Origin of the sequence: Provencibacterium massiliense, from assembly GCF_900169495.1 — a bacterium.
GTDB lineage: Bacteria > Bacillota > Clostridia > Oscillospirales > Ruminococcaceae > Harryflintia > Harryflintia acetispora.
This window is the reverse complement of sequence record NZ_FWCH01000009.1, coordinates 184,559-207,321: the sequence shown is the minus strand read 5'-3', so window position 1 is coordinate 207,321 and position 22,763 is coordinate 184,559. Positions and strand designations below refer to the sequence as shown.

The window sequence follows — 22,763 nt, the reverse complement described above, 5'->3', positions numbered from 1 at the left end:
GCCTCCAAAATTTAAGGATGGTCCGAATCTATAGAAGTAGTATACCACAAAAAACAACCCCTTGCATTTGAAAGTGCAAACCGTTAAAATGGTTCGTATAGCGCGTGTAAAATCGCTCCAAAAAAACGGGGGCGAATGGGAGGGAAATTCTTTGCAGATCGGCAATGTTACCATCGAAGGGCACACCGCCCTGGCCCCGATGGCGGGGGTGGCGGACCGCTCGTTCCGCACGATCTGCAAGGAGCTCGGGGCCTCCTATCTGGTGGGCGAGATGGCCAGCGCCAAGGGGATGCACTACAGCGATAAAAAGACCGCCCTGCTGCTCGAGGTGACGGAGCCCGAGCACCCGATGGCGGTGCAGATTTTCGGCACCGAGCCCGCCCTGATGGCCGACTGCGCGAGGAGTGCCTTGCGCTTCTCGCCCGATATCATCGACATCAACATGGGCTGCCCCGCGCCCAAGATCGTGGGCGGCGGGGCGGGCAGCGCCCTGATGAAGACCCCCGTTTTGGCGGGGAAAATCATCGAAGCGGTGGCGCGGGCGGTGGATATCCCGGTCACCGTCAAGCTGCGTCTCGGCTGGGACGACGAGCACCAAAACGCCGTCGAGCTGGCGCGCATTGCGCAGGAGAGCGGGGCCGCGGCCGTCACGGTGCACGGGCGCACCCGCCAGCAGATGTACGCGGGCAGGGCCGACCTCGCCGCCATCCGGCAGGTGGTAAAGAGCCTCTCGATCCCGGTGATCGGCAACGGGGACGTCTGCGACCCGGTAAGCGCCAAACGGATGCTTGACGAGACCGGCTGCGCGCTGGTCATGGTCGGGCGGGGCGCGCTGGGCGCGCCCTGGGTCTTCGGCCAGATTGAGCGGTACCTGCGCGACGGCGCCCTGCTCCCCGCCCCCCCGATGGAGCGGCGCATGGAGATCCTGCTGCGGCAGATTAAGATGGCCGTCGCGCACAAGGGGGAGTACATCGCCCTGCGCGAGGCGAGAAGCCACGCGGCCTGGTATTTTAAGGGGCTGCGCGGTGCGGCCGCGCTGCGGCGCGAGGCCGGGCAGCTGGAGGTTTACAGCGACCTTGAGCGTCTGTGCGAGCGGGCGCTCGCGCAATCCGAGGAGAATTAGCAGAGCGGGAGGTGGAGGCAATGGCGCCAAAATCGGTCAATGTGCTGGGACTGGGCCGCTCCCCGGTCCATACGGTCATCCTGCTCGCCTGGCCGGCGATCATCGAGCAGATCATGCTCACCCTGGTGGGCTACGTGGACACGGCGATGGTCGGGGCCATCGGCGCGCAGGCGACCGCCGCGGTGGGGGTCACCACCTCCACCATGTGGCTGATCAACGGCCTGTTTTCCGCCTTCGGGGTGGGCTTTTCGGTGCAGGTGGCCCAGTGCATCGGCGCCGAGGACTACGAGGGCTGCCGCCAGGCCATCCGCCAGTCGGTGCTCTCGGTGCTGGGCTTCGGCGCGCTGACCACCCTGGTCTGTCAGCTGATCGGCGGGCAGCTCCCTCTGTGGCTGGGCGCCCCGCCCGAGGTGGCGCGGGAGGCAGGGGCCTACTTTCGCATCCTCACCTCGGTCATGGTGCTGCACATGGGCTCGGCCGTCTTTTCGGCCATCCTGCGCTGCTCAGGGGACACCAAGACCCCTATGCTCCTCAATATCCTGACCAACGTGATGAATATCATCCTCAACACCCTGTTTATCTTCGAGCCCTCGGTCCACCACACCCCCTTCGGCAGCTTCACCCTGCCAGGGCTCGGGATGGGGGTGCGGGGCGCCGCTATCGCCTCGGCCATCTCGATGGGCACGGTGGGGCTCTTGCTGCTGCTCACCACCTTCCTGCGCAAGGGCGAGGCGCACATCGACTTTCATCAAAATTGGCGGCCCGATCCGCTGGTCTGGCGGCTGGCGCTTCGTTTCGGGCTGCCGGTGGCCTTCGAGCGGGTCACCGTCTCCTGCGGGCAGATCATCTTCACCATGATGGTCACCCATCTCGGCACGGTGGCGCTGGCGGCGCACACTTTAGCCAACACCGCCGAGAGCATCTCCTACCTGCCGGCGGTGGGGATTTCCTTTGCGGCCACCACCCTGGTCGGCCAGGCCAAGGGGGCCGAAAACCGGGACATGGCCTTCCAGTTCGGGAAAATCGTCACCAAGATGGGGATCGTGATGGGGGTTGTGATGTTCGCGCTCCTCTTCTTCGGCGCGCGCGGGCTGGTGGGGATTTTCACCCGGGACCTCGCGGTGATCGCGCTGGGCGCGGGGGCTCTGCGGATCGAGGCGCTGGTCCAGCCGCTGCAAAACTGCGAGATCGTTTTGGCCGGCGCCATGCGCGGCGGGGGCGACGCGCGCTTCCAGTTCTATGTCGGGCTCGTCTGTATGTGGGGGGTCCGCCTGCCGGTGGCCTTTTTGATGGCGTTCGTCTTTGATCTGGGACTTTACGGGATTTGGTGCGGCATGGCGGCGGACATCGCCATGCGCGGGGTCCTCAACCTCTGGCGCTTTTACAGCGGCCGCTGGTACGGGGCGCTGCACTGACCGGATAACAGACGCACAAAAAGAAGAAGGAAGGGTTCTCATTGGCCGCAGAAAAGTCGATCAACGTCCTCAGCCTCGGGAAAAATCCGGTGCAGACGGTGCTGCTGCTGTCCTGGCCGGCGATCATCGAGCAGATCATGCTCACCATGGTCAACTATGTCGATACCGCGATGGTCGGCTCCCTGGGCGCGCATGCCACGGCGGCGGTGGGGATCACGGCTTCCTGCCTCAACATGCTCAACGGCCTGTTCGCCGCCTTCGGGATAGGCTTCTCCATCCAGGTGGCGCAGAATATCGGCGCCGGGGACTACGAGGAGTGCCGCCGGGCGATCCGGCAGGCGGTGCTCTCGGTGTTTTCCTTCGGCATTCTCGTCACCCTCTTCTGCCAGGCGATCGCTTCTCCCCTGCCGGTCTGGCTGGGGGCCGACCCGGGGATCGTGGAGGATGCGGGGGCTTACTTTCGCATCATCTCCTCGATCATGGTGCTGCACATGGGCTCGGCGGTCTATTCGGCCATCCTGCGCTGCTCGGGGGACACCAAGACCCCCATGCTGCTCAACGTGCTGACCAACGTTTTGAATGTGATTCTCAACACCCTCTTCATCTTCCCCACCAAGACCTACCAGTCCTTCCTGGGGCCCATCACCCTACCGGGGCTGGGCTGGGGAGTGCGCGGGGCGGCCACCGCCTCGGCCATCTCGATGGGGACGATCGGGCTGTTGCTGCTCATCACCACCTTTTGCCGCAAGGGGGAGGCGCACATCAGCCTGCGCCAGGACTGGCGCTTTTCCCCGCACATCTGGCGCACGGCGGCCTACTTCGGGCTGCCGGTCGCCTTTGAGCGCTTCACCATTTCCTTTGGGGCGATCATCTACACCACCATGGTCTCCCGCCTGGGCACGGTGGCGCTGGCGGCGCACACCATCGCCAACACCGCCGAGGGGATTTCCTACCTGCCCGCCAACGGGATCCAGTTCGCCGCCACCACCCTAGTCGGCCAGGCCAAGGGCGCGGAGGACCGGGAGATGGCGTTTCGTTTCGGGCGGATCGTCACCCGCATGGGGCTGATCCTGGGTGCGGTCATGCTGGTGGTGCTCTTCATCTTCGCCGAGCCGCTGGTGTCCATCTTCACCTCTGACCCGCAGGTCATCCACTTTGCCAGCGGGGTGTTGCGCATCGAGGCGCTCATCCAGCCGCTGCTCAACGCCTCCATCGTGCTGGTGGGCGTCATGCGCGGAGGCGGCGACGTGCGCTACCAGTTCTTCGTTTCGCTGTTTTGCATGTGGGGCATCCGCCTGGTATCGGCTTATATCCTGGCCTTCCCCTGCGGGCTCGGCATCTACGGGATCTGGTGCGGCATGGCGACCGATCTTGGGATGCGCGGGGTATTAAACCTCCTGCGCTTCAGAAGTGGCAAGTGGTACCGGGACGTTGGTTAGGAACGCCTTGTTTACAATCCATTTATTTTTTCATGCATAATCTGTGGTATAATACAACTAACGAAAGCTGATTGCTGCAGGTGCTGCCATGAATGAGTATCTAGACGGACCGGACCGCGAGTTTGTCTACGTGCAGGGCTACGGGTTCACCGACGGGCCCCGCAAACCGGATATGAACAGTATGATACGGGTTTATTCAAACGCTTTGGGTTGTACGCTCATAGCGTTTTTGGCATTGCAGAATTTTGTGCCGCTGGTGGTGGTCATGCTCATGCGCATGGGGAACCCGGCCATCCGCATTTATAACAACCAGTTTATCGCCTCGTCCGACACCATCGAGGTGATCAGCATCTGGAGCAGCCTGATCTGCTATTGCCTGCCCATCCTGCTGCTGTGTGCATTTTTGCATCTGGGCGCTCACACCGTCTTCCCGCGCCGCCTGCCCCGCGCGGGCGAGGCGCTTCCGGCGGCCGGGTTGGTCCTGGCCTCCTCGGTTATCGGCTCAATGGTGGCCATGCTGCTCTCCGCGCTGCTGGCGCTGGTGAACCTGCACCCCACCGGTCCCGGCCTGCCCGAGGCGGACAACGTCCGGTCGCTGATGCTGGCGGCGGCCTCCTCGGCGCTGATGCCGGCGATTTTCGAGGAGCTGCTTTTCCGGGGAGCCATTTTGCAGAGCCTGCGCCGCTTCGGCGAGCCGTTCGCGCTCTTTTGCTCGACGCTTCTGTTCGCCCTACTGCACCGCAACCTGGTGCAATTCCCAAACGCGTTCATCACCGGGATGCTGCTGGGCTTTCTGGCCCTGCGCACTGGCACGCTGCTGGTGCCCATGCTCTGCCATTTTATCAACAACCTGGTCCCGCTGCTGCTCAATTTCTTCCTGGTGGGCTTGCCGGAGGAATCGGTCAGCCGGGCCTATATCGGGCTCAACGTGGTTTACCTGGCTGCGGGGGTCGTCGGGGCGCTCTACCTGCTGCGCACCCGGCCCCAGTTTTTCACCCCGCTGCACCGGGACGTGCCGCGCGCCGAACGCCGCAAGCTGTCCGCCTTCTTCGGCTCGGTGCCGCTTCTCGCGGTGGTGGTTTTGCTGGTGGTGCAGATCATACTCAATCTTTTTTAATCGACGGAGGGCAAGATGGACGACCGTGCATGGATGCGCCTGGCGCTCGAAGAGGCCAAAGCCGCCGCCGCGCTCGGCGAGGTGCCGGTGGGCGCGCTGGTGGTACGATCCGGCGAGCTGATCGCCAAGGCGCACAACCGCCGCGAGACGGGGAAAAGTGCGCTGGCGCACGCCGAATGCCTGGCGATCGACGAGGCCTGTAAAACGCTCGGCGGCTGGCGGCTGCACGAGTGCGAGCTCTATGTGACGCTGGAGCCCTGCCCGATGTGCGCGGGGGCGATCATCAATTCCCGGTTGCGCCGGGTGGTCTACGGGGCGAGGGACCCCAAGGCGGGCTGCTGCGGGTCGGTGACCGACCTGTTCGCACTGCCCTTCAACCACCGCCCGGAGGCAGTGGGCGGGGTGCTCGAGGAGGAGTGCGCCGGGGCGCTGCGCGCCTTTTTTCAGGCGAAGCGCAAAGGCGCGGTCAATACAACGGTGACAAGCGAGGAGGCGCAGGAGGAATGAGGAAGAACATTTTGGTGCTCACATCCAGTCCGCGGCGGGGCGGCAACAGCGACATGCTGGCAATGAGCTTTGCCAAGGGCGCGATGGAGCAGGGCCATGAGGTGAGCATGGTGAGCGTAGGCCACCAGCAGATCGGCGGGTGCCTTGCATGCGAGCGCTGCTGGAAGCAGGGGCAGCGCCCCTGCGTGCGGGACGACGACATGCAGGCGATTTTCCCGGCGCTCGAGTCGGCGGACGTCTGTGTGCTGGCGGCGCCGCTGTATTTTTACAATCTGCCCTCCCAGATCGTGTCGGTCTGCGACCGGCTCTATCCGTATTATAAGGACGACTGCCCGCGCAAGCTCAAAATCAAGGAGAGCGTGCTGCTGATGACGGCGGCCACCGACGAGCGCGACGAATTCGCGGGGGTGGAGAACGTCTACCGGATTCTGACCGGCTATCTCGGCTGGAAGGACCGGGGCGTGCTGATCGCGGACAGCGTGTTGGACAAGGGCGATATTGAGCAGGGCGACTGGCTCAAACAGGCCTTTGAGATGGGCAAAGCCATCTAAGCATGTGGCGAGCTGCCACTCCCGATACGCGAAAGGACTAGCGTACGGGCGGCAAAGCTCAGCCCGCGGCGGCAGGCTGCCGCCCCCGATACGCGAAAGGACTAGCGTGCGTGCGGCAAAGCTCAGCCCGCGCTCTGAATGAGAACACAGCGAAGAACGAATAAAAAACGCGGTGGAAAATCCACCGCGTTTTTCTGTTGCGTGCAAAAACGGGGTCCCAAGGGGGCGACGCCCCTTTGGCGGGGAGTTTGAGGGCGAGGAGCCCTCATAAATCGTAAAAAGCGTAGGAAGGGTGAATCGGACCTCCGGTGGAGGTCCGAGAGGGGAACCCCAAGAGGGGTTCCCACAAATAGGCAACTTTAAAAATCGTGACAGGAACCCGCGGAAATGTTGTGCTTTTCAAGAATTCGAACAATTTCCTCGACGACTTCAAAATCGTTCAAGTCTGGTGTACGAACAACCGTTACAATTTCCTCCAAGACACGGACCGCATGGTCCTGAACCAATTTCAAATAATCAGTGTGCGGCAAAGGAAGCTTTTCCAAAACGAGCTTTCCCATTTCCCAGCAGAGCATTTCCATACAAACGTCCAAAAAATCACCCCTCAATAGAATAGGTCAATTACACCCTAATGTCAATAGGTCAAATTGCCATAATATAGATGGTGATTTGAATGAGTCGACTGAGGGACTTGAGAAAAGCAAGAGGATACACCCAAATTAAAATGCAGATGCTTACTGGCATTGATCAAAGCGATTACGCTAAATTAGAAAATGGCAAGCGTCACTTTACTTTTGAACAATGCAAAAGGATTGCGGTCGCATTGAGGACCAGCATGGACTATTTGGCGGGGTTGACCGACGTAGAGGTACCTTATCCGAGGAAAGAAGAAAGCGAATAGGATTCCCCTGATATTTGGACAAAGTGGAGGGAACCCCCTCTTGGGGGTTCCTCGTCAAACCTTCCAGTGGAAGGTTTGATTCCCCTCCCCGCGCTTCGCTGGCGCTAAAGGTTGCGGGCTCCGCCCGCACCCGCCAAAGGGTCTTTGACCCTTTGGAAACCCTGAATTCGGTATCCCCATGGACAAAAAAGGGCTGTGGAATATTCCACAGCCCTTTTTTTGATGAATCCCGTAAGACTTATTTGTCGTACTTGATCGCGGCCTGCGCAGCGGCAAGGCGGGCGATCGGAACACGGAACGGGGAGCAGGAAACGTAGTTGAGCCCGGTCTTGTAGCAGAACTCGATGGTGCTCGGGTCGCCGCCGTGCTCGCCGCAGATCCCCAGCTTGATGTCCGGTCTGGTCTCGCGGCCCAGCTTGGCAGCCATCTGCACCAGCTTGCCAACGCCGACCTGGTCCAGCTTCGCAAACGGATCGGACTCGTAGATCTTGTTCTGGTAGTAGTACTCCAGGAAGTGGCCCGCATCGTCGCGGCTGAAGCCGAAGGTCATCTGGGTCAGGTCGTTGGTGCCGAAGCTGAAGAACTCGGCATCCTTCGCGATCTCGTCGGCGGTGAGCGCCGCGCGCGGGATCTCGATCATGGTGCCGACCTTGTAGTGCAGGTCCACGCCGGATTTCTTGATGATCTCGTCGGCGGTGGTGACGACGGTCTTCTTGACGAACTGCAGCTCCTTGATCTCACCGACCAGCGGGATCATGATCTCGGGAACGACCTTCCAGTCAGCATGCTTCTTCTGCACGTTGATGGCGGCCTCGATCACGGCCTGGGTCTGCATTTCGGCGATCTCCGGGTAGGAGACGGCCAGACGGCAGCCACGGTGACCCATCATGGGGTTGAACTCGTGCAGCCCGTCGATGGTCGCCTTGACTTCCTCGTACTTCATGCCCATCTCGTCGGCCAGCGCGCGGATGTCCGCTTCGTCGTGCGGGACGAACTCGTGCAGCGGCGGGTCGAGGAAGCGGATGGTGACAGGGCACCCTTCCATGGCCTCGTAGATGCCCTCGAAGTCGCCCCTCTGCATCGGCAGCAGCTTGGCCAGCGCCTTCTTGCGCTGCTCAACGGTCTTGGAGCAGATCATCTCGCGGATGGCCTTGATCCGCTCGCCCTCGAAGAACATGTGCTCGGTGCGGCAAAGGCCAATGCCCTCGGCGCCGAACTTGCGGGCCTGCTTGGCGTCTCTCGGGGTATCGGCGTTGGTGCGCACGCCCATCTTGCGGAACTCGTCGGTCCACTCCATGATGGTGCCGAAGTTGCCGGACAGGCTGGCCGGGACGGTCGGGATGGCCTCGCCGTAAATCTTACCGGTGGTGCCGTCGAGGGAGATGAAGTCGCCCTCGTGGAAGGTCTGGCCGCCGAGGGTGAAGACCTTCTTCTCCTCGTCGATCACGATATCGCCGCAGCCGGCGACGCAGCAGGTGCCCATGCCGCGCGCGACAACCGCCGCGTGGGAGGTCATGCCGCCGCGCACGGTCAGGATGCCCTCGGCGTGGTTCATGCCCTCGATGTCCTCAGGGGAGGTCTCCAGACGGACCAGGACGACCTTGTCGCCCTTCTGGCTGAACGCAACCGCGTCCTCAGCCGAGAAGACGACCTTGCCGCACGCGGCGCCCGGGGAAGCCGGAAGCGCGCTGCCGACCGGCTGCGCCTTCTTGATGGCGGCCGCGTCGAACTGCGGGTGGAGCAGCGCATCGAGCTGCTTGGGGTCGATCATCAAAACGGCCTGCTTCTTGTCGATCATGCCCTCGCTGACCAGGTCGACGGCGATGTTGATGGCCGCGGTGGCGGTTCTCTTGCCGTTACGGGTCTGCAGCATGTAGAGCTTGCGGTTCTCGATGGTGAACTCCATGTCCTGCATGTCGCGGTAGTGGTCCTCGAGCTTGTTCACGATCCCGACGAACTGGTCGTAGATCTCGGGCATGATGTTCTTGAGCTCGTCGATCGATTGCGGGGTGCGGATGCCCGCTACCACGTCCTCGCCCTGGGCGTTCATCAGGAACTCGCCGTAGAGCTTCTTTTCACCGGTGGAGGGGTTGCGGGAGAACGCAACGCCGGTACCGGAGGTGTCGCCGGTGTTGCCGAACACCATCATCTGTACGTTGACGGCGGTGCCCCAGTCGGAGGGGATGTCGTTCATTCTGCGGTAGTAGATGGCGCGCGGGTTGTCCCAGGAACGGAACACGGCCTTGACCGCTTCCATCAGCTGGTCCTTGGGCTCGCAGGGGAAGTCGGTGCCCTTCTGCTCCTTGTAGAAGGCCTTGAAGCGCTTGACCATCTCCTTGAGGTCGTCAGCGTCCAGCTCGGTGTCCAGCTTGACGCCCTTCTTCTCCTTCATCTCGTCGATGATCTTCTCGAAGTTGGACTTCGGCAGCTCCATGACGACGTCCGAGAACATCTGGATGAAGCGGCGGTAGGAGTCGTAAGCGAAGCGGTCGTTGTTGGTCAGCTTCGCGAAGCCCTCGACCACTTCGTCGTTGAGGCCGAGGTTGAGGATGGTGTCCATCATGCCGGGCATGGAAGCGCGGGCGCCGGAGCGCACGGACACGAGGAGCGGGTTGTTCACGTCGCCGAACTTCTTGCCGGCCTTCTCCTCCAGCTTGCCCAGATGCTCGAAGATTTCCTTTTCAATCTCCGGAGCGATGACCTTGCCGTCGTCGTAGTAACGGGTGCAGGCCTCGGTGGAAACGGTGAAGCCGTAGGGAACCGGCATGCCGAGGTTGGTCATCTCGGCGAGGTTCGCGCCCTTTCCTCCGAGGAGCTCGCGCATCTTGCCGTTGCCCTCAGAGAACTGATAGACATACTTTGCCATTGTTTTACCTCCCAATATCTTAATCTGCTCTATTTGAAAACCTGTTCATGCGGAAGTCCTTCCGCGACAGTTTTCCGTCCGCCAAAAGGGTGCGGACCGGCATTTTTGCTGCCTGTCTGCACGCTCTTCTTCATTATAACAAAAGCCAGTCGGCATTTCCACATTTTATTGAAAAAATTTTGCATTTTTGTGTGAATTCAAATAATTGTTAAATTTCGCTCCCCTGCCCCTTGAAAAAGCCTCCAAAAATTGCGATAATAAAGAGGCTGTAAAGAGAGTATGGATGAAATGACACCGGTTGGGGGTTCCCTTCTCTGGGAATATGGCCCAAACGGTGAATCACTATGCGCGGAGGTGCTGCATTTGCCGTCTTCTTCGAAGCTCGCCGCCCTGATCCTGGCGGCCGGAAACGGAAAGCGCATGAAGAGCGAAAAGCCCAAGGTCCTCAGCGAGGTGCTTTTTAAGCCGATGATCTGTTGGGTGCGGGACTGGTGCAAGAAAGCCGAGATCGACGAGATGTGCGTGGTGATCTCCCCCGAGGGGGAGCAGATCCGCGGATTGTTCGACGGGACGACGCATTTTGCGGTGCAGCAGGAGCGCCTGGGCACCGGGCATGCGGTCATGCAGGCAAAGGAATTTTTAGAGGCGCACCGCGGCGGGGACGTGCTGGTCCTGAACGGCGACGCGCCCTTCATTGACGACGAGACAATTCGGGGCGCGCTTCGGCTGCACCGCGAGCAGGAGTGCGACGTCACGGTGGTCACCGCCGAGGTGGACGACCCGACCGGCTACGGGCGGATCGTGCGCAACCAGAAGAACGTGGCCGCCATCGTGGAGGAGGCCGACGCGGACGACGCGGCCCGGGCGATCCGGGAGATCAATTCCGGCTCCTTCTGGTTTAAGGTGGATTTTCTGCTCGAGGCGCTGCCGAAAATCGAAAACGACAACGTGCAGGGGGAATACTACCTGCCCGATACCGTCAAGGTGGCGGTGCGCGACGGGCGGCGGGTGCGGGCCTACTGCTCGCCGAACCGGGACATCGTGCTCGGGGCCAACGACCGCAAGGGCCTCTTAAAGCTCGGCGAGATCGCCCGCATGCGGGTGCTGGATACGCTGATGGAACAGGGCGTCGACATCGTCTGCGCCGACGGGGTGCTCATCTCGCCCGACGCCACGGTCGGGCCGGACACCGCGATCTATCCGGGGGTCATCATCAAGGGGAAAACCTCCATCGGCAAGGGCTGCACCATCACCGGCGGTTCGCTGATCGACAGCAGCGTGATCGGGGACGGCACGCTCATCAACTCCAGCCAGATCTATTCCTCCAGGGTGGGGGACGGGGCCAGGATCGGCCCGTTCACCCAGCTGCGCCCGGACTGCGTGGTGGCGAACGGGGCCAAGATCGGGGACTTCGTGGAGCTCAAGAACTGCCATATCGGGGAGCGCACCAGCGTGGCGCACCTGAGCTATATCGGGGACAGCGACGTGGGCGCGCGGTGCAACTTCGGCTGCGGGGTGGCCGTCGCCAATTACGACGGGAACCGCAAGTACCGCACCGTCATCGGGGACGACGCCTTCGTCGGCTGCAACAACAGCCTGGTCGCTCCGGTGAGGATCGGGGACAACGCGTACACCGCGTCCGGCTCCACCATCACCGAGGACGTGCCGGACGGGGCGCTGGCCATTGCGCGCGCAAGGCAGGTGGTAAAGCCCGGCTGGGCGCAGAAATTCAGGATCAAAAAGCGGTAGGGTAGGGAAGCTGTCGCCGCCCGGGCGGGCGGCGTAAAGTGCAATACATAAAAGGAAATGGTGGTAAAAAGGCATGAATCTACACGGTAAGGACATCAAAATCTTCGCGGCAAACTCCTGTCCGCACGTAGCGGCCCAGATGGCGAAAATCCTCGGGTTGCCGGTCGGCAAGAGCGAGGTGACGACCTTCTCGGACGGCGAAATCTCGGTCTCGATCGGCGAATCGGTCCGCGGTTCGGACGTCTTCGTGGTGCAGTCCACCTGCTCGCCGGTGAACAACAACATCATGGAGCTGCTGATCATGCTCGACGCCTTCAAGCGCGCCTCGGCCGGGCGGATCACGGCGGTCATCCCCTATTTCGGCTATGCGCGCCAGGACCGCAAGGCCAAGGCCCGCGACCCGATCTCCGCCAAGCTGTGCGCCGACCTGATCGCGGCGGCCGGGGCCGACCGGGTCCTGACCATGGACCTGCACGCGCCCCAGATCCAGGGCTTCTTCGACATCCCGGTGGACCATCTGCTGGGCGTGCCGATCCTGATCCCCCACTTCGATGAGCGCTTCCCCAACAAGGAGGACATCGTCATCGTCTCCCCCGACCTCGGCTCGGTCGGCCGGGCGCGCAAGTTCGCCGAGCGCTTCGACGCGCCCTTGGCGATCATCGACAAGCGCCGCCCGAAGGCGAACGTCAGCGAGGTGATGAACATCATCGGCGACGTGCGCGGCAAGAGCGCCATCATCGTCGACGATTTGATCGACACCGCCGGGACGCTTTGCAACGCCGCGGGCGCCCTGGTCGAGAAGGGCGGGGCCAAGGAGGTCTTTGCCTGCGCGACCCACGGCGTGCTCTCCGGGGCGGCCATCAGCCGGCTGGAACAGAGCGTCATCAAGGAGCTGGTGATTCTGGACACCATCCCGCTGCCCGAGGAGAAGAGCTCGGATATGATCACCGTGCTGCCGGTGGCCCCCGTCTTCGCCGAGGCGATCGAGCGCATCTATAAGGATAAGCCGGTCTCCCCCCTCTTTGTGTAGCCATTAACGATTCATTGTCCTTTTCGGCGGGCGCGCATATTCTGCCGCCCGCCGTCCCATCCTGAGATTACCCGAGAATCAGTTGCATTTCGCCCTTAATTCCCCCCTTTCGCGGAATTAAGGGCTAATTGCATGCCCGCAAGCGTAAATTTTTAACCGGCAAAGGAGCGCACGACCCCATGTTTCAGAAAATGAAGGACTTTTTTTCGGAGTACCAGCCGTCCGGCAAGCTGGAGTATATCGTCGCGGGGCTTGGAAATCCCGGGGCAAAATATGAAATGACCCGGCACAATGCCGGCTTCATGGCCGCCGACGCGCTGGCAGGGCGGGCGGGGGTGCGCCTGGATAGGCTCAAGTTCAAATCCTCCTGCAACGACTGCATGATCGGCGGGCACCGGGCGCTGCTGATGAAGCCCTCGACCTTCATGAACCTGTCCGGGCAGGCGGTCTGCGAGGCGATGCAGTTTTATAAGATCCCGCCTGAGCGCACCCTGATCCTCTACGACGACATCACCCTGGAGCCTGGGAAGCTGCGGGTGCGCCGCCGCGGGAGCGACGGGGGCCACAACGGGATGAAGAACATCATCTACCTCTCCGGCTCGGACCAGTTCCCCCGGGTGCGCCTGGGGGTGGGCAAAAAGCCCCACCCGGACTACGACCTGGCCGACTGGGTGCTCAGCCGCTTTACACCGGACGAGCTTAGACAACTGGCGAACGCCATTGAGCGCTGTACCGACGCGGTGGAGCTGATCCTTGGCGGAAACATCGCCGAAGCCATGAACCGCTATAACGGAGCCTGAGCAAAGGAGCCGAGAATTTGGAAAAGCGAAAGAACCAGTCCCTGCTCGATGGCCTCGAGCAGTTTGACACCCTGCGCCATGCCCTGCGCGCCGGCAACTGCCCGGCCTGCGTGATAGGCCTTGGCGGCATTCACAAGGCGCACTTCATCTATTCCCTCGCAGCCGGGGAGGAGTCCCCCGCCCTGGTCATCACCCCGGACGAGGCGTCCGCCGTGCGCATGGCCGAGGACATCAACGCTTTGTGGGGCGGGGAGTACGCCGCCCCCTTCCCCGCGCGCCAGCTGACGCTGCGGGAGGTGGAGGGCGCCTCGCTCGAATACGAGCACGCGCGCCTCGGGGTGCTCTCCTCCCTCGCGCACGGCTCGCTGCGGGTGGTCACCGCCAGCGCCGAGGCGGCGCTGCTGCACACCATCCCGCCCGAGGCGCTGCGCCGGCATACCCTTGAGCTGCGCTGCACCGAGAGCTACAACATCGAGGAGCTGGTGGAGGTCCTGATCAGCTGCGGCTACACCCGCGCCGAACAGGTCGAGGGGGTCTGCCAGTTCGCCCTGCGCGGCGGGATCCTCGACATCTTCGCCCCCCTCTATCCCGACCCGCTGCGGATCGAGTTCTGGGGGGACGAGATCGACAGCATCTGGACCTTCAAGGTGGAGAGCCAGCGGCGGGAAAACCCCCTCGAGAGCGTGCAGATCACCCCGGCGCGCGAGGTGCTCCTCGGCGAGCCGGCCGCCCTGGTGCGCAAGCTGCAAGCGCAGGCGAAGACCCTTCGCGGCAAGTTTGCCGCCAGAGCCCGCGAGCACATCGAGGCGGATGTCGAGCGGATCGCCGGCGGCGCCACCCTGCAAAACATCGACAAATACATCGCCCTGCTCTACGAGCAGCCGGCGACGTTGTTCGAGCATTTTTATAAGCCGACCATCTTTCTGTGCGAACCCATCACCTGCGTGCAGGCGCTCAAAAATTCGAGGTGGCAGCTGGACGAGGACACCGCCGCCCTCCTGGAGGAGGGGGTGCTCTTCCCGGCGCTTTGCGACTTCTACGACGACTTTGCCGCCCTCACCGCGCGGCTTTGTAAAAACCGCTCGGTGGTGATGGACACCTTTGCGCGCAGCATGGCCGACATCCCCCTAAAGGAGCTGCTGCAGGTGAGCGCCATCCAGCTCTCGAGCTGGAGCGGGGACCTCTCGGTGCTGGTGGACGATCTGCAAAACTTCCTCTCCCAGCGCTACCGGGTGCTGATCTACGCCGGGGGCGAGAAGGCGGCGGCCACCCTGTGCGCCGACCTTATCAAGGAGGGGATCGACGCCGCACTCTCCCCGGACGGGGCCTGCGCGCCGGGCAAGGTCTCGGTCACCGCCGGGACGCTGAGCGCCGGCTTCGAGTACCCTGAAATAAAGCTGGCGGTCCTCACCCACCAAAAGCACCGGCAGGTCGCCCCCAAGCGCCGGGGCCGGCACAAGAAGGGGGAGGCGCTCAAGAGCCTCTCCGACCTCACACCCGGGGACTACGTGGTCCACGTCTCCCACGGGATCGGCGTGTTCGAGGGGATCATCAAGCGGGAGATCCACGGGGTCACCAAGGACTATATCAAAATCCGCTACGCCGGGACCGATGCGCTCTTCGTGCCGGTCAACCAGCTGGACATGGTCAGCCGGTACGTGGGCGGTTCGGACGACAAGGCGGTGCGGCTCAATAAGCTCAACTCCCTCGAGTGGCAGAAGACCCGCCAGCGGGTCAAGAAGGCGGTCGACGAGATGGCCGGGGAGCTGATCAAGCTCTATGGCCAGCGGATGAACACCAAGGGCTACGCCTTCCCCGAGGACGACGACTGGCAGCGGGACTTTGACGGGCGGTTTGAATACGAGGAGACGGACGACCAGCTGCGCTGCATCCAGGAGATCAAGGCGGACATGTGCCGCCCGGTGCCGATGGACCGGCTGCTCTGCGGGGACGTGGGCTTTGGCAAGACCGAGGTGGCGCTTCGCGCCGCCTTCAAGTGCGTGGAGGCCGGCAAGCAGTGCGCGGTGCTGGTTCCCACCACCATCCTCGCCTGGCAGCACTTCGGCACCATCCGCCGGCGCTTCGAGGGCTTCCCGGTCACGGTCGAGCTGCTCTCCCGCTTCCGCACTCCGAAGCAGCAGGCCGAGGTGGTGCGCCGGCTCAAAAAGGGCGAGGTGGACATCGTGGTGGGCACCCACCGCGTGGTGCAAAAGGACGTGGAATTTAAGGATCTTGGGCTGGTGGTCATCGACGAGGAGCAGCGCTTCGGCGTGGCGCACAAGGAGCGCTTCAAGCAGCTGCGTACCAATGTGGACGTGCTCACCCTCTCGGCCACCCCGATCCCGCGCACGCTCAACATGGCGATGAGCGGGATACGGGACATGTCCACCATCGAGGAGGCCCCGGTGGACCGCCGCCCGGTGCAGACCTATGTGCTGGAGCACGACTGGGGGGTGATCGCCGAGGCCGTGCGGCGGGAGCTGCGCCGCGACGGGCAGGTGTTCTACCTCCACAACCGGATCGACAGCATCCACTCCACCGCGAAAAGGCTGCAGGAGCTGCTGCCCGACGCGCGGATCACCGTGGCGCACGGGCGGATGAACGAGGAGGAGCTCTCGAATATCTGGCAGCAGCTGGTCGACCATGAGATCGACGTGCTGGTCTGCACCACCATCATCGAGACCGGGGTGGACGTGGCCAACTGCAACACCTTGATCATCGAGGACGCGGACAACATGGGCCTCTCCCAGCTCTACCAGCTGCGCGGGCGGGTCGGGCGCAGCAGCAGGCGGGCCTTCGCCTACTTCACCTTCCGTCCGGGCAAGGAGCTCTCGGACGTGGCCTCCAAGCGCCTGAGCGCGATCCGGGAATTTACCTCCTTCGGGTCGGGCTTCCGAATCGCCATGCGGGACCTCGAGATAAGAGGCGCCGGGAATATCCTGGGCGCGGCCCAGCACGGGCATATGGAATCGGTCGGTTACGAGATGTACTTAAAACTCTTGAGCGACGCGGTGATGGAGCAGAAGGGCGAGCCGGTGCAGCAGCGCTCGGAGGCGTGCATGATCGATCTGCGGGTGTCGGCCCACATCCCGGAGGAGTATATCCAGAACCTCACCCAGCGGATCGACATCTACAAGAAGATCGCCGCCATCGGCAGCGACGAGGACGCGCGCGACGTGATCGACGAGCTGATCGACCGCTTCGGCGAGCCGCCGCTGGCGGTGCTGGGCTTAATCGACGTCTCGCTGCTGCGCAACATGGCGGCCAACCTCGGGATCAGCGAGATCCAGCAGCGCGACGACGCGGTGCTCCTCTTCCAGGAGCCGCTGGACATGAAGGGGGCCGGACTGCTCGCCTCCCGCCTAAAGGGCCGGGTGATGGTCTCGGGCGGCAAGCGCCCCTACATCGCGGTGCGCCTGCGCCCGGGCGAGGACATTTTGGAGGAGATGCGCACCATTTTGCAGAATATGCGCGAGGACGAACCGGCGGCCCAAAAGCAGGAATAACAGCCGGCGGGCCCGACTATGGAGATCCCAATGAACAAGACCTGGAAAAGAAAGTTTTTTACCATTGCCATCGGGCAGATGGCCTCCCTGATCGGCAGCTCGGCCGTGCAGTTCGCGCTGATCTGGTGGATCGCCAGCGAGACGGGCTCGGCCATCATGATGGGCCTCTCGGGGCTGGTGGCCTTTTTGCCGATGACCTTTCTCAGCCCCGCGGCGGGTATAGCCGCCGACCGCTACCAAAGAAAGCATATCTGCATCGCGGCCGACCTGTTTATCGGCCTGGTCGCCGCCGCGTTCGCAGTCCTGCTCTGGATCTACGACATGCCGGTCTGGACGGCGCTGGTGATCCTGGGTTTACGCAGCGTGGGCAGCACCTTCCACCAGCCGGCCATCCAGGCGCTGATCCCGCAGATCGTTCCGGCCGGGGAACTGACCAAGGTGGGCGGGTGGAACCAGCTGCTCGCGTCCGGCTCCTTTCTGCTGGGCCCGGCGCTAGGGGCGGCGCTCTATGCCGCCTTCCCGCTGCCGGTGGTGCTGCTGACCGACCTTCTGGGGGCGCTCGCCGCGAGCGGCCTCCTGGCGGCGGTCGCCGTCCCGAAGCTCGAGCCGGCGCCGCAGGAGCACAGGAGCACGCTGGGCGAGCTTAAAGAGGGCCTTCGGGTCTATCTGGAGGACCGGCCCCTGCTGCTGATCGTTTCGGTGGAGACGCTCTGCATGATCTTCTATCTGCCGCTGGCCTCCTTCTACCCGCTGATGACCAGCGACTATTTCGGCGCCTCGGCCTGGCACGGCAGCGCGGTCGAAGTGGCGTATGCGCTGGGGATGATGGTGTCCGCGCTGCTGTTCGGGAGCGTGATCAAGGTGCGGCGGCACCTGGCGGTGGCCTATCTCGGGCTCCTGGGAATCGGCGTCACGGCCGCGCTCTGCGGCATGCTGCCCCCCACCATGTGGGCGTGGTGCGTATTCACCGTCACCTGCGGGGTGATGGGGGGCTTTGGCAACGTGCACAGCATCCCGCTCGTCGCCTACATGCAGTCGAGCATCCCGCCCGAAAAGATGGGACGGGCATTTTCCCTCCTGGCGCTGGCGGGTTCCTTTTCCATGCCGGTCGGGCTGCTTATCGGCAGCCCGGTGGCCGAATGGGTCGGGGTGCATATGTGGTTCTTGATTTCGGGGATCGGGATGATTTTGATTACCGCCGCGGGGATCGCCGCGCAGTGGCTGCTACAGCGATCCCGGGACACATAAAACTGGAGGGACCGCCTCGCGGCGGTCCCTCCCTTTTTGCCAGAAGGTATGCGGATTAAAACGCCGCCGCGATAAAAGCGTTTACTATCAGGACGGGCAGGGCCGCTACATAGACTATACTTTCTTTTCAGGCGGCGATAATTTAGTTCTTGACAATGAGGGCGCGCGGGAAGATCCCGCCGAGTTCGCGGGGTAGGTGGGGACAATAGACGATTCAGTTTGGTCGTCCAACCCCCAATTTTGCCCACCTTAACCCAAGCAGCGCAAGTTTAAGCAGCCCTCTGGGATTTACTGTCTGCCCATATGTAAAAACAGCAAATCATCGCGTCCTTTTAAGCAAGCAATTTGGCCTTATGCTATGCGCTGTGGGCTGCTTTGTTTCAGGTGAAATCCCGCCCAAAACTCACGGACGGATATAAAGAGCGGCAAGGGAAAGTGTGGGGCAAATCCACTTCCAAACGAAACAAGGGCGCGAATGACGTTGAATCATTCGCGCCCCTGTTTTGCAGTTCTTGACTATTCCTTTTCCTTCCGTACCCCGTCCGGCCCGACCTCATAGCCGTCCACCTTGGTGCTCACGGCCATGCTGCCGTCCGGGTAGAAGTAGTACCAGCTATCGCCGACCTGCTTCCAGCCCCCGGCTTGCATGAGGCCCGCGGCGTCAAACCAGTACCATTTCCCCTCTATCTGTTTCCAGCCGCTGACGGGCTTGCCGTCCAGATAGTAGAGCCAGCGTCCGGCGTCGTTCTGTCCCCAGCCGCCCGCCGTGCCGCGGTCGATGACGACCTCCACAAACCGGCGTAGCGCCACGGCGGCCTCGGCGCGGGTAGCGGCGTCCTTGGGACCGAAGCGGTTGTTGCCCTTGCCGCTCATAATCCCGGCCTGCTGGACCCGCTGCACCGCGCCCTTTATGCTGCCGGTGATCTGGTTCTCGTCCGTAAATGTCACGGCCTTCCGCGCCACGGGGAGGGTGTACCCCAGCCTTTGGGCGTACCGCTGCATAATGACCGCCATCTGTTCACGGGTGATCGCCGAATCGGGCGAGAAGGTCTTTTCGCCCGTGCCGCTCACAATACCCTTGGAGGCCGCCCACTCCACATAGGGGGCATAGATAGAGGCACCGGCAACGTCGTTAAACCGGCTGGAAGGATAAGCGGCGGGGTCTATCCCGGCCAACCGTCCCAGCGCCGTTACGAACATGCCCCGCGTGATGGTGCCGTCCGGGGAAAACGTGGCTTCCGGCGTGCCCAAGGCGCCGTCTGCGCCTTGGAACAGGCCCCGGCTTGCCACGAAATCAATATCCGCCTTGGCCCAATGGTTCCCGGTGTCGGTAAAGGCCGGGGCCGTCTGATAGCCCACGCCGTACACGCTGAGATGCCCGGTGGAGGCGATCACATTCCCGCTGTTCCTGTCGTAGCTGGACTGGTACAGCCACTGGGCGTCCTTGCCGTCCGCGCTGTAAACCAGGAACAGGGCGCCGGTCTGCTCGGTGGCGGCTGGCTTGTAGGCGAGCCCCAGGGTGACGCGGCCCGCGCCGAAGCTCTGGACGGTGGCCGTCTTGCCGTCCGCGCCGGTATAACCCACGGCCAGCCGGTAGGCCGGGCGGGAGCCGACAGCGTCCAGCGCGTCCCCGGCAAGGCCGGTTTCCCGGACGGCGGTCAGGGTAATGTCGCCGGTAGACTTTGCGGCGATCTCTTGCAGGGCGGCAAGGTCAAAGGTCATATCCACAATGGAGGTGTTCAAGGTGACATACTTTACCTTGGCGGCGATCAGCCGGTCAAGGGTGGCCCGCGCAATCACGATGGAAAAGCCGTCGTAGGCCAGGGACGTTTTCGCGTCGTACTGTACGGCAATCCCGTTTGTCTTAGCCTTGGCGTTCCTCCCGGCCCCGGCTATGGCCGACGCCGTGCGCCCGTCGTCCGGCTTGCCGGTGGCCGCGCCGCTCCCCACGGACACGGGCAGCTCGACCACGGCCAGCACGGGGTTATCGGGTTTCGACGGTTCCGGGGTGGTGGTATAATGGCGGCTGGAGGTATGATCCTGCGCATCATAGGGGCGGGGGGAGATTTTGGCGGAGATCTCGCAGACGCCGTCGCCAACCAGCATCGTCGACACGGTATCGCGTGGCGTACGTCTGCCCGCAATCTCGATGCCGTCCACCTGCCAGCCCGGGTCGGCGCTGGCCGTCGCCCAAACTACCGTCCCGTCGGAGATGCGATCCCCGTCCGCCAGCAGGCGGCCGGTGGAATCGCCCTCGCGGACGGTGAGGACGCCGTGGCTGGGGGCAATGATGTTCAGCGTGATGGAAAGGGCCGGCGGCGCGGTTTTCACGGTAACGGCGCAGGTGGCCGTTTTTCTTCCTTGCCGGGAGGTGGCGGTGATGGTCGCCGTTCCTGCCGCCACGGCGGTTACGTTGCCGTTCTTGTCCACCGTGGCGACGCCGGTATCGCTGCTTTCCCAACTAATATCCTTGAATGTAGCGTCGTCCGGCGTGAATGTGGCGGTCAGCGTACGGCGTCCATTTGACCACAGTATCAGCGTGGCCGGAAGGGAGAGCGCCGTGGTGGGGCTGTACTCCACCGTGTGCAAGTTCTCCCAGCCGCCGCTGTTATACCCTGTTCCGTCCTTGGGGACGTAGAAAGTGATGTTTGTGCCCTTAAAAACGTCATTCCCCAGCGTCGGCGCGGTCATGGGTTCCATGATGATCTCGTTAAGGCTCGAGCAGCTCGAAAACGCAGAATCCCCTATTTCAGCCACGCCGCCCGGCAGCTCCACGGTTTTCAGCTTTGTCGGATTGGAGCCTGTATAGCCCGTATCATTCTTAACCGTGGTCAGGTTCGTCATGCCGGACAGGTCGAGGGCCGTCAGGCTGTCCCAGCCGCTGCTTTCGTCGTATCGGCCGATCAGGTATTTCCAGTTCCATTTTGTAATCTCCGCCGCGTCGCCGGTGAGCTTGATGGTGGTAATGGTTTTGTAGCTGTCGGCCGGGAGGACGGCAAGCGCGGCGGCAATGGCGTCGTTCATTTTGTTGTTGTCCGCGTCTGTGCCGCCGCTGCCGTTGTTGTCAAACTCCGCGGTCAGAACGCTGCTTTGAAGGGCAAACGTGATTGCCCCGCCGATCCGCACATTGATTTCCGGCGGCTCCACGCCGCCGGCCAGCGTATAACCGGCCGGAAGGATCGGGGTGAAGGTATAGCCGCCCTGCCCGGCGGTATCGTCCCACGGGCTGTCCGGCTCCCACGCCACGCCGGTTATGGTGATTGCCTCCGGCTCCGGGTCGGCGCCGCCGGCCACGATGTAGCCCGACGCGCCCAGCGTGGCGGGCAGGGTCAGATCGTCCAGCGGCGTACCGGCCGGGACAATCTGACGTTCCACCTCGTCGTCCAGACCGTCAAAGGCCGTGACGGTGACAGCCTCCCCGCCCTTCGGCGAAACGTTTTTCGGCCCCGTTTTCTCGGGCGGGGTCAAATCGTTTTTGTCCGCGGCGGGTTCCTCTTTGCCGATGTCCTTGTCCGGCTCCCCGGCGCAGACCTTGCAGACGAAGCCGCAGGACCGGTCCGGGACAGCCTCCATGTAGCCGCAATCGGCATCATGCTCCCCGCGCTCATGGGGGCAGTCCAGCGCGTAACACGCCTGCCCGTGCGTGTGGCCCGCGTCGGCGTCCGTCTGCTCCGCGTCCTCGTCCATGCCGCAGATTGGCTCGTCTGCGTAGCAGTCCGGCGTGTGTTGGTGCTCGCAATCGTGGCCCGGCCGGGCCTCCGTATAGCCGCACTTCGCGGTGTGCTCCGGGTGGTGTTCGCACAGGCCGGCGTCTGCCGGGGGTTCCGCCGCGTAGGCCGTGGCCCCCAGCTGGGTAAACACCAGCGCGGCGGCCAGCAGCACCGCCCTTATCCGTTTCCCATTTCTAATCATAAACCGTTCCCGCCTATCGCTTGGTATGCGGACGGATAAGGGAGTATACCCCCTTCCAATCCGCTTTGATTGCTTATTTGAATCCCTGTTTACCCGGCCCCTTGGCAATCCTCCATGAACCGGGAGAGCGCCTGCTCCATCTTATAGCGCGTAACCGGCTTTTGGCAGAAGAACGGCACACACAGCCGGTACGCCTGCACCCCGAAATCCAGATCGGAAAACCAGATGATTTTCCGGGACAGCAGCCGCGCGCTGGTGATGGTGTTCAGCCCCTCCACGCCGCTTTGCGCCACGATCACCGCGTCCGGCAGCGCCTGCTTTGCCATGCCGTCCAGCTCCGGCCAGCCCGCGCAGCCCGTGACCGTTGCCTCCATCTCCATTTTCTCCAAGCACCGGCGGGCCAACTCCATCAGCTGCTCCCGCTCCGGCTTGTCACCGTCGCAGACAATCATGTTCCACATACGCGGCCTCCTTCCTGTCCAGATCGTTTTCTACACTTTCACGATAATCGAAAAAATGGCGGTATTCAAGAGGGTGGCCGTAACTTGACATTTTTGGTCGCGACTTGCATGGCCAAAACGGGATTTTTGCGGTAAAAT

Annotated in this window: 16 protein-coding genes; 12 read left to right on the top strand and 4 right to left on the bottom strand. The window is 62.7% G+C overall.

Annotated features, from left to right (window positions below; all coding sequences use genetic code 11):
* The first annotated feature begins 151 nt into the window (after positions 1–151).
* The 6 genes from dusB (at position 152) to B5477_RS02425 (ending at position 6,152) form a co-directional block, all read left to right on the top strand.
* On the top strand, positions 152–1,123 hold the full coding sequence (gene dusB / locus B5477_RS02450) for a tRNA dihydrouridine synthase DusB (RefSeq protein ID WP_079698228.1): 972 nt from the start codon (positions 152–154) through the stop codon (positions 1,121–1,123).
* A gap of 20 nt (positions 1,124–1,143) precedes the next feature.
* Positions 1,144–2,538, top strand: a complete 1,395-nt coding sequence (locus B5477_RS02445; RefSeq protein WP_079698227.1) for an MATE family efflux transporter — start codon at positions 1,144–1,146, stop codon at positions 2,536–2,538.
* 41 nt (positions 2,539–2,579) lie between these two features.
* Positions 2,580–3,977 carry an MATE family efflux transporter gene (locus B5477_RS02440; protein ID WP_079698226.1) on the top strand — a complete coding sequence of 466 codons (1,398 nt, stop codon included), beginning with the start codon at positions 2,580–2,582 and terminating at the stop codon, positions 3,975–3,977.
* An 88-nt stretch (positions 3,978–4,065) separates the two neighbouring features.
* On the top strand, positions 4,066–5,094 hold the full coding sequence (locus tag B5477_RS02435; protein WP_079698225.1) for a CPBP family intramembrane glutamic endopeptidase: 1,029 nt from the start codon (positions 4,066–4,068) through the stop codon (positions 5,092–5,094).
* 15 nt (positions 5,095–5,109) lie between these two features.
* Positions 5,110–5,601 carry a nucleoside deaminase gene (locus B5477_RS02430; protein WP_079698224.1) on the top strand — a complete coding sequence of 164 codons (492 nt, stop codon included), beginning with the start codon at positions 5,110–5,112 and terminating at the stop codon, positions 5,599–5,601.
* On the top strand, positions 5,598–6,152 hold the full coding sequence (locus B5477_RS02425; RefSeq protein ID WP_079698223.1) for a flavodoxin family protein: 555 nt from the start codon (positions 5,598–5,600) through the stop codon (positions 6,150–6,152). Before B5477_RS02430 ends, B5477_RS02425 begins: the two co-directional genes overlap by 4 nt.
* A 359-nt stretch (positions 6,153–6,511) precedes the next feature.
* On the opposite strand, the gene B5477_RS02420 is transcribed toward B5477_RS02425, so the two are convergent.
* Positions 6,512–6,733: a hypothetical protein gene (locus B5477_RS02420; protein ID WP_143533527.1), complete on the bottom strand. Its 222-nt coding sequence runs from the start codon at positions 6,731–6,733 to the stop codon at positions 6,512–6,514.
* 92 nt (positions 6,734–6,825) lie between these two features.
* Between B5477_RS02420 and B5477_RS02415 the strand changes: the two genes are divergently transcribed.
* Positions 6,826–7,053, top strand: coding sequence for a helix-turn-helix domain-containing protein (locus tag B5477_RS02415; RefSeq protein WP_079698221.1), 228 nt, complete (start codon positions 6,826–6,828; stop codon positions 7,051–7,053).
* Between the two features lie 238 nt (positions 7,054–7,291).
* Here the strand turns inward: B5477_RS02415 and ppdK are convergent, their stop codons facing one another.
* Positions 7,292–9,919 (bottom strand): pyruvate, phosphate dikinase, encoded by a 2,628-nt coding sequence (gene ppdK, locus B5477_RS02410; RefSeq protein ID WP_079698220.1) that lies wholly within the window; start codon positions 9,917–9,919, stop codon positions 7,292–7,294.
* A 363-nt stretch (positions 9,920–10,282) separates the two neighbouring features.
* On the opposite strand from ppdK, the gene glmU reads away from it, so the two are divergent.
* From glmU to B5477_RS02385, 5 genes are all read left to right on the top strand, one after another.
* Positions 10,283–11,668, top strand: a complete 1,386-nt coding sequence (glmU, locus tag B5477_RS02405; protein WP_242942099.1) for a bifunctional UDP-N-acetylglucosamine diphosphorylase/glucosamine-1-phosphate N-acetyltransferase GlmU — start codon at positions 10,283–10,285, stop codon at positions 11,666–11,668.
* Between the two features lie 73 nt (positions 11,669–11,741).
* Positions 11,742–12,698, top strand: a complete 957-nt coding sequence (locus tag B5477_RS02400) for a ribose-phosphate pyrophosphokinase (RefSeq protein ID WP_079698219.1) — start codon at positions 11,742–11,744, stop codon at positions 12,696–12,698.
* A gap of 179 nt (positions 12,699–12,877) precedes the next feature.
* A complete protein-coding gene (gene pth, locus B5477_RS02395; protein WP_242942098.1) occupies positions 12,878–13,498 on the top strand; it encodes an aminoacyl-tRNA hydrolase in 621 nt (206 codons plus the stop codon).
* Between the two features lie 17 nt (positions 13,499–13,515).
* Positions 13,516–17,004 (top strand): transcription-repair coupling factor, encoded by a 3,489-nt coding sequence (gene mfd / locus B5477_RS02390; protein WP_079698218.1) that lies wholly within the window; start codon positions 13,516–13,518, stop codon positions 17,002–17,004.
* A 30-nt stretch (positions 17,005–17,034) separates the two neighbouring features.
* Positions 17,035–18,252: an MFS transporter gene (locus B5477_RS02385; protein WP_079698251.1), complete on the top strand. Its 1,218-nt coding sequence runs from the start codon at positions 17,035–17,037 to the stop codon at positions 18,250–18,252.
* A gap of 516 nt (positions 18,253–18,768) precedes the next feature.
* Here the strand turns inward: B5477_RS02385 and B5477_RS15275 are convergent.
* Together B5477_RS15275 and B5477_RS02375 are read right to left on the bottom strand one after the other, a co-directional pair.
* Positions 18,769–22,164, bottom strand: coding sequence for an S-layer homology domain-containing protein (locus B5477_RS15275; protein WP_079698217.1), 3,396 nt, complete (start codon positions 22,162–22,164; stop codon positions 18,769–18,771).
* Positions 22,165–22,253: 89 nt separating this feature from the next.
* Complete coding sequence (locus tag B5477_RS02375) at positions 22,254–22,625, bottom strand: hypothetical protein (RefSeq protein WP_079698216.1); 372 nt, start codon at positions 22,623–22,625, stop codon at positions 22,254–22,256.
* Positions 22,626–22,763: the final 138 nt, after the last annotated feature.